Below are 1135 nucleotides of genomic sequence, written 5' to 3'. Positions count from 1 at the left end.
GTCAGCGTGGTACGCGGGCTGCGCGTGGTGACGCTGGACAGCCTCGTGCCGGGTGCGGTGCACGGCCTGCTCGGTGACCGGCAGCTGCGCTGGCTGCGCGGGATGCTGGCCCGCCCGGCCGAGGCCGGCACGGTGCTGGTGCTGCACCACCCGCCGGTCGCGCTGCCGTCGTCACCGCTGATGGCCTCGGTGAACCTGCGCGACGCCGCGCGGCTCGCCGACGTGGTCGCGGGCACCGACGTGCGGGCGATCCTCTGCGGCCACTACCACCTGCAGCTGTCCGGCTCGCTGGCCGGCGTGCCCGTGTGGGTCGCCCCCGGCGTGGTGACCCGCATCGACCTGACCGCGCCACCGGCGCTGGAGCGGGCGGTGACGGGCGCCGGCGCGAGCGTCGTCGACCTCGGCGGCCCGGGTTCGCCGATGTTCCACACCCTGCACGGCCGGGATCCGCGGGCCGGGCGGCAGGTCTATCTGGTCGACGCGGTGTCGGGGGCGGACGTGCCGGCGGAGTGAGCTCAGGCGCGCGGGCCGAGGTCGCCGGAGCGGTAGTGCCGGCGGCAGAGCACCTGGTAGCGCACGTCGGCGCTGTCGACGGTGTCGCCGATGACGACCTGTTCGCCCTCGCGGACCACCCGGCCGTCGACGACCCGGGCGTTGAGCAGCCCTTCCCGGCCGCACCAGCAGAGCACCTCGACCTGGATGCGGGCCACCTCGTCGGCGAGTTCGAACAGCCGCTGCGCGGCCGGGAACAGGCAGGAGCGGAAGTCGGTGGCCAGGCCGAAGGCGTACACGTCGACGTCGTAGTTGTCGACCAGGTCGGCCATCTGCTCGATGTGCTCCAGGTTGTAGAAGGACGCCTCGTCGCAGATCAGGTAGTCGACGCGTACCCCCTCGGCCCACGCGTCGCGGACCAGGTCGCGCAGGTCGAGCGCGTCGGTGACCTCGATGGCCGAGTGGGCCAGCCCGATGCGGGTGGTGACCTGCGGGCCGAGCGAGCGGTCGATGCGGGTGGTGACCAGTCCGCGGCGGCCCTGCCGGGGTCCAGGGGGCGATGAACTCGCTCAACCCGGTGCACCGGATCTCCACCCAGCTGCTCGACGTGATCAAGGCGCACGAACCGCGGAGCACGGCGGCG

General features: G+C 73.7%; 2 pseudogenes. One reads left to right on the top strand and one right to left on the bottom strand.

From position 1 onward, the window contains the following. Window positions 1-513, top strand: a pseudogene (locus ACWEVO_RS36925) (hypothetical protein); the annotation flags it as partial. Window positions 514-515: 2 nt separating this feature from the next. Here the strand turns inward: ACWEVO_RS36925 and ACWEVO_RS36920 are convergent. Further along, window positions 516-1037, bottom strand: a pseudogene (locus ACWEVO_RS36920) (thymidine kinase); the annotation flags it as partial. Window positions 1038-1135: the final 98 nt, after the last annotated feature.

This window comes from Micromonospora sp. NPDC003776 (genome assembly GCF_053605645.1).
Note: the sequence above shows the minus strand (reverse complement) of the source record. Positions and strands in the feature narration are given on the sequence as shown.